Source organism: Prevotella sp. CAG:255 (assembly GCF_000431195.1).
GTDB classification, from domain to species: Bacteria; Bacteroidota; Bacteroidia; order Bacteroidales; family Bacteroidaceae; genus Prevotella; species Prevotella rara.
The window spans coordinates 28,798-38,422 of the sequence record NZ_HF986811.1; the positions used below are offsets into that span (position 1 = coordinate 28,798).

Below are 9,625 nucleotides of genomic sequence, written 5' to 3' on the forward strand. Positions count from 1 at the left end.
GTGCTGAGGAGCGTCCTGTTCATGAGCGCATACTTCATCTTCAGCGACAGCGGCGGACGCTTGCCGCGGCTGAGATATTCGATATTGTGCTTGCGCCCTACGGCCAGGGCCTTCATGAAGAGCTTGCGTCTCACGGGGTTTGCCCTGTCTATTTTGTCCTTCACGCCGGCATACACTTTCTCCCAGAATCTTGGCACGGAGCTCATACACGTAGGATGAGTCTCGCGCATAGACTGCTGTATCTCCTTCGGGTTGGTGTTGATCACAATCTCTGCGCCTTCGCTAAGACAGAGGAACAGCCATCCGCGCTCAAAGATGTGCGTGATGGGCAGGAAGTTCATTATGCGGTCTTTATCAGTTACCGGCACAACCTCGTCGTTAGCCTTAAGCGCGGCATGAAACTGACCGTAAGAAAGCATTACGCCCTTGCTGTCGCCGGTGGTTCCGCTGGTGTAGAGTATGTTGCAGAGGTCGTCTTCATTGGCCTCGGCATACAGCTTTTCCACTTCCGACTGCCGCGGACTGTTCTCGCCGAGCGTCAGGAAATCGTCAAAATATATTGAGTTTTTATCGTTCGGACTGATGACAACACGCTTGTCGAAGACTATTACGCGCTCGAGCGAAGGACAGTGGGAGAACACCCTGAAGGCCTTGTCGTACTGCTCCTGCTCGCCGACAAAGAGCACGCGCACCTGTGCGTCGTCTATCATATACTGTATCTGCTGCTCGCTGCTGGTGGCATAGAAGGGCACGCTGACGGCCCTTATGCCGAACGCTCCGAAGTCGGTGTAGAGATACTGGAGGGAGTTCTGCGAGAACACGCCGATGTTCTCCTGTACCTTGACGCCGATGTTCAGCAGGGCGTTAGACACATGTCTCACCTTACGCGAGAATTCTTTCCACGACACCGACTTCCACTGCGTGTCGCCAAAGTCACGGTAAATAAGTACGCGCTTGTTTCCATACTTCTTTGCTTGTTCGTGGATTAGAACCGAAAGATGACATCTTGTCTGCATAAGCGTATTGTTTTTTGTTAGATGCAAAGTTATATTAAATTATAATAAAAACAAAATAAAAACGGCTTTTTTACTTTAAAAGGAAATCTAAAACACGCCACTTTAACTGACAAAACGGACAATGCTGCGCCGGCTGCACGCAAACACGCCTCAGAGACCGCCCGGCGCAGCACCGGGCACGGCATGACACTTGTGCCTATATTATTTTGTTTTTACGTCATATTGAATTAACTTTGCAGCAAATAATTGCATTATGAACGGTCAGACGGTCTGTCGCAGGCCATCTGGCGACAACTTTTTTGAATGATTATGACACAGAAAGAATATCTCAACGACGCCATAGAACTGCTTAAGGAACTGATAGCCACGCCGTCGGCGAGCCGCGACGAGAGCGCAGCAGCAGACGTAATGGCACGCGCGATAAGCGGATATGGCCACGAATACAGCCGCGAAGGCAACAACATATGGATTAAGAGCAGCGGATTTGACAGTTCGAAGCCCACGCTGCTACTCAACGCACACATCGACACGGTGAAGCCGGTGAGCTCGTGGACGCGCAATCCATTCAGCCCTGACGTATGCGGCGGAAGGCTGTACGGACTGGGCAGCAACGACTGCGGCGGCGGACTCGTTGCCCTGCTGCAGGCCTTCAGGCACATAACGTCGCGCCCGCAGAGCTACAACACCATATGGCTTGCATCTGCCGAGGAGGAAGTGTCGGGCGAGAACGGCATAAGGCGCGCCCTGCCGCTGCTGCCTGCCGCAGACGTGGCCATCGTGGGAGAGCCCACGGGCATGCAGCCCGCCATAGCCGAGAAGGGACTGATGGTGATAGACGCCACGGCCAGGGGCAAGTCGGGACATGCCGCCAGAGGCGAAGGCGTCAACGCCATATATGAGGCTCTCGACGACATCTGCTGGCTGCGCGGCTACAAGTTCGGGAAGGTAAGCCAGCTGCTCGGCCCCACGGTGATGAACGTAACGATAATAAACGCCGGCACGCAGCACAACGTGATACCCGACGAATGCAGGTTTACGATAGACATAAGGACCAACGAATTCTACAGAAACGAAGACGTGTTCAGCTTTCTGTCATCCAAGATGAAGAGCGAGCTGAAGGCGCGCTCGTTCCGCCTGTCGTCGTCGCACATAAGCGAGGACAACCCTCTGATACAGAGGTGCAAGGCCATGGGCATGACGCCGTTCGGCTCGCCCACGCTGTCAGACCAGGCACTGATGCCCTTCCCCTCGTTCAAGCTTGGTCCGGGGCAGTCGGCACGCTCACATTCTGCCGACGAATACATAGGCATAGGCGAGATAGAAGATGCCATAAACACATACATCAGCCTGCTCGACGGAGCCGACATTCTGCCCGCCGCAGCGCCTGCGGACAGCAGTTGCATAACGCTTTGACTTTCAGTAAGTTGCGAAAGGCCATCTTTTAGCGTTCGATTTGCCGTCTTTTACACGCCAAAAGGTGGCCTTTTGCAGCCCGAAAGCATACCTTTTGCACGGCAGCAATACGGCCGCGCCACAATCACCATGCAGAGCCTACATTCAGGCCATCAGACACAAAAAGACTACACAACAACATTCAGACATGTTAAATTAAACTACAAACCATAAATTTTATTTGGAAATAAAAACCAAATTCGTTACATTTGCAAGCTAAATAATCCCAATAAAAATATGAAAAAACTTTTTTTTACCTTATCGATGGCACTGATGTCAACATTGGTGCTCGCCGTACCGGCCAAACGAGGCATGTGGAAAACGGTGAAAATGGCTGACGGCACTGAAGTCAGAGTAGAACTACGCGGTGACGAATTCTGCAGCTACTGGCAGGCAGCTGACGGCCGCAAACTAGTACAGAACAACACTACAGGCTTTTACGAGCTTGCCGACATGAAGGCAATGACCGCAAGAGCCGACCAGATGAGGCAATCGGCACGCCGCAATAAGAAGAACATACAGACAAGAGGCTCGCTCGGAGGCGACCACCAGCCATACGTTGGTATGAAAAAAGGTCTTATCATACTCGTGCAGTTTGCCGACACCAAATTCTGGGCCGACCATACTCCTGCACTCTATCAGCGCATTGCCAACGAAGAAGGCTTCAAAGAGCTCGACTTCAACGGTAGTGTGAAAGACTACTTCAAGGCACAGAGCTACGGACAGTTTGAGCTCGACTTCGACATCGCCGGCCCTGTAACTCTGCCTAACGGATATGCATACTACGGCAAGCCTACAAACGGACAGAACGACAACAACACTGCACTCGGCGAAATGGTTATGGACGCCTGCAAGGCTGTTGACGAAAGCATAGACTTCACTAACTACGACTGGGACGGTGACGGAGAGGTTGACCAGGTGTTCATCCTTTACGCAGGACACGGCGAGGCTTCTTGGGACGACAGAAACACTATCTGGCCTCACGAGTGGAACCTGCACTCAGCTCTCGGCAGAACACTCACACTCGACGGCGTAACCATCGACACTTATGCCTGCAGCTGCGAGCTCGGCGTCAAGACAAGCCAGGGTTATGCTGAATGTATCGACGGTATCGGTACTATCTGCCACGAGTTCTCTCACTGTCTCGGACTTGCCGACATGTATGACACATCTTACAGCGGCAACTACGGCATGGGCGACTGGGACATCATGGACCAGGGAAGCTACAACGGCGACAGCTATCTGCCGGCCAACTACACCAGCTACGAGCGTATGTACGCAGGATGGATCGAGCCCACTGAGCTTACAGAAAACTGCCAGATAGACAACATGAAGGCTCTGGCTGAAACAGGCGAGGCTTACATCATATATAACGACAATGACAAAGACGAGTATTATCTGCTCGAGAACAGACAGGTGAGCGGATGGGATGCAGGTCTGCCTAACTCAGGACTGCTCATCCTGCACGTTGACTTCGACGCCAAAGTATGGCAGCAGAACCTCGTGAACAGCACATCACGTCAGCGCTGCACCATATTCATCGCTGACAACGACCCTGAAAACAACGACGCAGGCGACATCTATCCTTATCAATACAACAACAGCCTGACTAACACTTCTACACCGGCCGCTACACTTAACAACATGAACAAGGACGGTTCTAAGTTCATGAACAAGTCGGTAAGAAACATCACAAAGAACAATGACGGCACAGTGTCATTCTCATTCGAGAACGAGAACAACTCTGACTCTGACTTCGATCTGCCGCAGTCATACATCTTCTATGAGTCATTCGACAAGTGCAACGGCACCGGAGGTAACGACGGCAACTTCAGCGCAACGACATCAGGCTCTGTACAGTATGACAACACAGGATGGTCTTCAACAAGTTCTCGCAGCGCTTACCAGTGCGCACAGTACGGCTCAAGCATGATGGCAGGTAACGTTACAACACCTGAAATAACCGTAGACGGAACATACACACTGCAGTTCAAGGCTGCTCCTTACGCAAGCGAGGCTAACACTATCTACGTTGAGGTTAAGGAAGGCAACGGAACACTGTCTAAGCCTTCATTCGTACTGAAGAACAACAAGTGGTCTGCATTCAGCACAGAGCTGACAGCTAACGGACCGGTTAAACTCAGATTCTACGTTAACTCAGGCCGCTTCTATCTCGACAAGGTTTGTCTGAGCAACACATCTACAGGCATCAGCAACACCGTTACTGACAATGAGGTTAAGGACAACCGCATATTCAGCATCGACGGACGCTACATGGGCAAAGACCTTAACAGCCTGAAGAAGGGCATCTATATCATCAACGGAAAGAAGATTATCAAATAATCGTCATAACCTTCACAAAAAGGGCGGGCCAAGGCCTGCCCTTTTTTATTACCGCCACAGCCGCGGCCGGCAGCCACAAGACAGCCGGAAACGGACTGAAAGCAACAGCATTCAACAACAAAACAAAGATATCATGAAGCTATATTACATCTTTCACAGCTGCTTTATGCTTGAGGCCGAGCAGTGTGTCATCATCTTCGACTACTGGAAAGACTCGCCCGACGGCGACGTCAAACACATGCTTGAGCACACAGACAAGCGCGTCTACTTCATGGCAAGTCATTTTCACGAAGACCACTTCAACCCCGAAATCTTTAGTCTGAACGTGCAAAACGGACAGAAACGTATAATTCTGTCGCGCGACATAGTTAGGCGCCACAGAGCGAAAGAAACCGACGCTGACGTGCTTCTGCGCAGAGGCGACACCTACAGCGACGACATGATAAGCGTAAAAGCCTTCGGATCCACAGACGCCGGAGTGTCGTTTATGGTAGAAACGGACGGAAAGAAGGTGTTTCACGCCGGCGACCTGAACAACTGGCACTGGGAGGATGAGTCTACTCCACAGGAAGTCAAAAAGATGGAGGGCGACTTCATGGCAGTGCTGCGCGACATAAAAGCAGAATACCCGGCAGTCGACATTGCCATGTTCCCCGTCGACCCGCGGCTCGGCACCGACTTTGCACGCGGCGCACGGCAGTGGATTCAGACGATAAAGACAACCTATATGGCACCTATGCACTTCCCGCCGGCAAGAGAGAAAGCCATGACCTTCGGCAAAGAGGCAGAATTCCGCGGCACTAAGTTTCTCTACATACACCGCGAAGGCGAAGAGATAGGAACACTGTAATATACACGCAAGAAAAATAAGCGCCTCAAACTGTATTATTGACAGCTTGAGGCGCAGTGATTATGAATAAAAAGGTTGGTTATAAAAACACATTAATGTTTCACCTGGAACTTCATTGTCTTACGTGCATTTCCGGCCTGAATCTCCAGCACATAGATACCATTCTTAACCGAAGATATGTTTACAACATTGCTTGTGTCTGTCACCTTGCTGCTATAAACCTTACGGCCGGTAAGATCGTATAGATTAACATGGGCGTTGCCGTCACTAAGCATATCAATATGAAGTTCGTCCGTTGCGGGGTTAGGATATACGGTAACGTCAGCTATACCTGTACCCTGCTCACGATCCTCAAGCCACTGCTTAAGATCAAGCATATAACCGAATACATTCAGGCCTTCCATACCATAACCTATCACAAAGCGTCCGTTAGGCGACATGTCGTAAGCCGAACACAACGTACCGGTATACTCTGCACCAAGCACATTTCTTGCAAAGTCATTGATATCCATGATACCGTCTTCCTTTGTCCATATCCAGCCGCTCTCGCCTGTGCCATACCAGCCAATAGCGATATCACCTTCATTATTAATGTCAGACACAGTTCCGCCGACACCATTGTCTGTAAGCTCTACAATACCGGTTTCTATACTATAAATATACGGATTCTTTATCAGAGAAAGCTCTCCACCTTTACCTCCCAGCCATTTACCGTCTGAAGATACACTTCTCAGCTCAAGGGCTAGATTCTGCATCAGGTTATTATTATCATTAAAATCCAAGTCCTCCTCTGATACACCTTCATGACTATATATAAATTCCTGAGTATACCCGTCTGCTCCTTTGCGCCATACAGAAGCATACCAAGGTCCAAAAAAGTCCTGCCATCCTACAACGACACTTCCGTCATAACTTGCACCATTAGCGCGGGTTGCTCTGCCTTCAACACGTGTTCCAAGGTCAACAGGCACACCAGTTTCTGTACTCCATACCGTAGCATGACTACGGAATCCTCCATCAGACTCTTTCCACGGCGCCAAACCTACTACATATTTACCATCTCCAGAAATATCATACGGTGAACCGAAAGAAATATCACTCATATAACCCGTACTCTTCAGCGGTGTCCATTCTTGTGTTTCCATGTCATAAAGAGAAGATATTGCGCCATTCTTTGTTTCTGCCACAGGCTTGCGCATAAGGCATCCGTCAGTACCTCCTACCATTAAGGCTGTAGATGTTTGATTAATAGCATAAATGTCTGAACTTACTCCTAGATCTTCTCCTTCATTCACCCAGGTCTCTCCATAGTCTTCTGAAGAATAAATTTGCCCGTTGGCTCCTGCCACAACAAGTTTCTCTCCATCAAAAGCTACGGTATACCACTTATAATCTCCGCTTCCGTCGTCTACGCGCCTACGTTCCCAATAAGAGCTTCCGTCTGTACAAATATAGACATTGCCATTACCACACACAGCTGCAAGTTTTCCTTCACCTGAAACGGCTATTTTGGTAAACTTGACATTACTTCCACCATAATAGATACTTTCCCAAGTCTTGCCGTTGTCTGTAGACTTATATACACTACCGTCATTCGTTGCCATATAGAAATTTGTACCGTCATTGACTATGCTCGTTGGCATACCTGTGAGGCCTTTGACACCTTCTGTTACATCCGTAAACGAAATATCCATAGTATAAATGCCCTCACCATTATCGCATTGCCATACTCCTGCCGTTCCGTCTTCATACTCAACGGCAATAACTCCGCAATAAGGTGCCGCATCAATAAAGTTGATAGCATGATAACTTTTCACGTTTTTAGTAAGGCCTTCAGGACGCGGATCTACTTCATTCAACCACTGGTTGCCCAGGTTGCCCTGATAGCACAATCCGTTATCACCACCCAAGAGAATACTTCCTCTATAAAATACAGAGAAAGTATTTATTGCTCCCTGCTTCAGACCGTTCTGTATACAACTATTATCGTATATATACCAAACCTCACCTTCTTTAACGGTACGCAACACAACGCTGTTACCTGTCTCTGTGTCAACACCCACAGCAACACCATAGAACAAAACGTCCGGAGTAGTAAGATACATATCTTTTATTTGAACCGTAGGCATATCAATAGTATTGGTCCATCCTTTACTTACCAATACATCAGCAAGAGTCACAGCAGAAATAATCTTTCCGTCATCTGAAAAGCGGCCGCGTCCTCCAATACCATCACCAGGTCCAATACCGCCAATAAGCTCAAGATCTTCAGCACTCTGGTTTGGTCCTTTCTCAACTGCTCTCCACAGATAATAAGGAGTATTTTGGTCAGGATAGCCAACGGCAACACCGTCATTGTTAACACCCGTAAGGTTCATTTGTGTGTTCACCTTATAAATTGTCTGACCGACAACTGGTACACAACATGCAGAAAGAGCTGCTGCAAGCGTAACAATAGTAATACTTTTTTTCATAATATAAATATTTAGTTTAACTTACGAATCTGTGCGTAAAATTACAAATCTAAATAATATCTTTATACTTTTTCTACAGGACAATACGCCGGACACGAATGTTAAAAAAATTAAGATATAATATAACATTCTGATTTACAACACAATAAAGGGACCGGACAAATTTCAAAAAAAGTAAAAACCAATCATTATGAATTCTGACAAAACATTGTTTTGCAAAAAAGATTGTCGCCGCTTTTATGTAAACATGACAACCATGGCAATAAAAAAAGAAACAAGAAAAGGAACAAATAAGAATCTATACAACAGCAGGAACCATAAATCTGCCGATTAAAATCTAATCAGTCATAGACCTGCCAAAATATGATTTTGCAAAACAAGTACGTTGATGTTTCTGTCTTCTTTATGTTTTCTATTTCCATCAACCCTTTCTTTACATATCCATCATGGCAACGAAAAAGCATGCAGCGATTCTCTTTAAATTCTGTAGGATTCTAATTACAGTTTAGAAAGACAGATATAATGACAGATTAGGAATAAAAAAATCCGCACGTAAAATCTAATTACGTACGGATTATATCTGAATATTTATTATTACGCCTTAAGCATCGATGTTTGCGTATGTGGCGTTCTGCTCGATAAACTGGCGTCGAGGTTCAACGTCGTCGCCCATAAGCATTGAGAATATCTCGTCGGCCTCGGCGGCATTCTCTATCGTAACCTGTTTCAGCAGACGTGTCTCGGGATTCATTGTCGTCTCCCAAAGCTGCTCCGGGTTCATCTCACCCAAACCTTTATATCGCTGAGTGTGTATGCTCTTGCCGTCATCAACGCCGTTGCCGTACTTGTCGAGGAATGCCTGACGCTGCTGGTCGGTATAGCAATACTCCTTCACCTTGTTCTTATATGTGCAGAGATAAAGCGGCGGAGTGGCTATATAGAGATGTCCGTCCTGAATAACCTTAGGCATGAAGCGGTAGAACAGAGTCATTATAAGGGTGTCGATGTGTGAACCATCGACGTCGGCATCGGTCATTATGATAATCTTGTCATAGCGCAACTTTTCGATGTTTGCCTCCTTGTCGTCCTCGCCGTCAACGCCGAAGCGCACGCCTATACTCTGTATGATGTTCATAACCGACTCGCTCTCGAACACCTTGTGCCACATAACCTTCTCCACGTTAAGAATCTTTCCGCGCAGCGGCAGTATGGCCTGTGTGTAGCGGTCGCGTCCCTGCTTGGCAGAACCGCCGGCCGAGTCTCCCTCGACGAGGAATATCTCGCACTCCTTCGGGTCTTTGTTTGAGCAGTCAGCAAGCTTTCCGGGCAGACCGCCTCCGGTCATAGGATTCTTGCGCTGAACGCTCTCGCGTGCCTTGCGCGCCGCGATACGTGCCGTTGCAGCCAGTATCACCTTGTCGCATATCTGCTTTGCCTCCTTCGGATGTTCCTCAAGATAATATGTCAGAGCCTCTGACACGGCCTGCTGA

7 protein-coding genes are annotated in these 9,625 nt (G+C 48.2%); 4 read left to right on the plus strand and 3 right to left on the minus strand.

The features are described 5' to 3' along the window. Positions 1 to 1,016 (minus strand): AMP-binding protein (locus tag QVO66_RS07490; RefSeq protein ID WP_288172726.1); only part of this gene is annotated, 1,016 nt, incomplete at its 3' end. A 309-nt stretch (positions 1,017 to 1,325) separates the two neighbouring features. Between QVO66_RS07490 and QVO66_RS07495 the strand changes: the two genes are divergently transcribed. The 3 genes from QVO66_RS07495 (at position 1,326) to QVO66_RS07505 (ending at position 5,661) form a co-directional block, all read left to right on the plus strand. Beyond that, positions 1,326 to 2,429 carry a M20 family metallo-hydrolase gene (locus QVO66_RS07495; RefSeq protein ID WP_021854837.1) on the plus strand — a complete coding sequence of 368 codons (1,104 nt, stop codon included), beginning with the start codon at positions 1,326 to 1,328 and terminating at the stop codon, positions 2,427 to 2,429. Between the two features lie 276 nt (positions 2,430 to 2,705). Then, entirely contained in the window at positions 2,706 to 4,811 is a 2,106-nt protein-coding gene (locus tag QVO66_RS07500) for a M6 family metalloprotease domain-containing protein (protein ID WP_021854838.1), read from the plus strand. 133 nt (positions 4,812 to 4,944) lie between these two features. After that, positions 4,945 to 5,661, plus strand: coding sequence for an MBL fold metallo-hydrolase (locus QVO66_RS07505; protein WP_021854839.1), 717 nt, complete (start codon positions 4,945 to 4,947; stop codon positions 5,659 to 5,661). Positions 5,662 to 5,753: 92 nt separating this feature from the next. Here QVO66_RS07505 and QVO66_RS07510 read toward each other — a convergent pair whose 3' ends face one another. Continuing rightward, entirely contained in the window at positions 5,754 to 8,135 is a 2,382-nt protein-coding gene (locus QVO66_RS07510; protein ID WP_021854840.1) for a T9SS type A sorting domain-containing protein, read from the minus strand. Positions 8,136 to 8,325: 190 nt separating this feature from the next. Between QVO66_RS07510 and QVO66_RS07515 the strand changes: the two genes are divergently transcribed. Continuing rightward, positions 8,326 to 8,469, plus strand: a complete 144-nt coding sequence (locus tag QVO66_RS07515) for a hypothetical protein (RefSeq protein WP_021854841.1) — start codon at positions 8,326 to 8,328, stop codon at positions 8,467 to 8,469. Positions 8,470 to 8,736: 267 nt separating this feature from the next. Here QVO66_RS07515 and QVO66_RS07520 read toward each other — a convergent pair. Then, the coding region (locus QVO66_RS07520) for a toprim domain-containing protein (RefSeq protein ID WP_288172727.1) at positions 8,737 to 9,625 on the minus strand (889 nt) is incomplete at its 5' end.

Bases quoted from the DNA above. Each gene is read 5' to 3' on its own strand.
- QVO66_RS07495 (WP_021854837.1), top strand. From the start codon at position 1,326: ATGACACAGAAAGAATATCTCAACGACGCCATAGAACTGCTTAAGGAA.
- QVO66_RS07505 (WP_021854839.1), top strand. From the start codon at position 4,945: ATGAAGCTATATTACATCTTTCACAGCTGCTTTATGCTTGAGGCCGAG.
- QVO66_RS07500 (WP_021854838.1), top strand. From the start codon at position 2,706: ATGAAAAAACTTTTTTTTACCTTATCGATGGCACTGATGTCAACATTG.
- QVO66_RS07515 (WP_021854841.1), top strand. From the start codon at position 8,326: ATGAATTCTGACAAAACATTGTTTTGCAAAAAAGATTGTCGCCGCTTT.
- QVO66_RS07510 (WP_021854840.1), bottom strand. From the start codon at position 8,135: ATGAAAAAAAGTATTACTATTGTTACGCTTGCAGCAGCTCTTTCTGCA.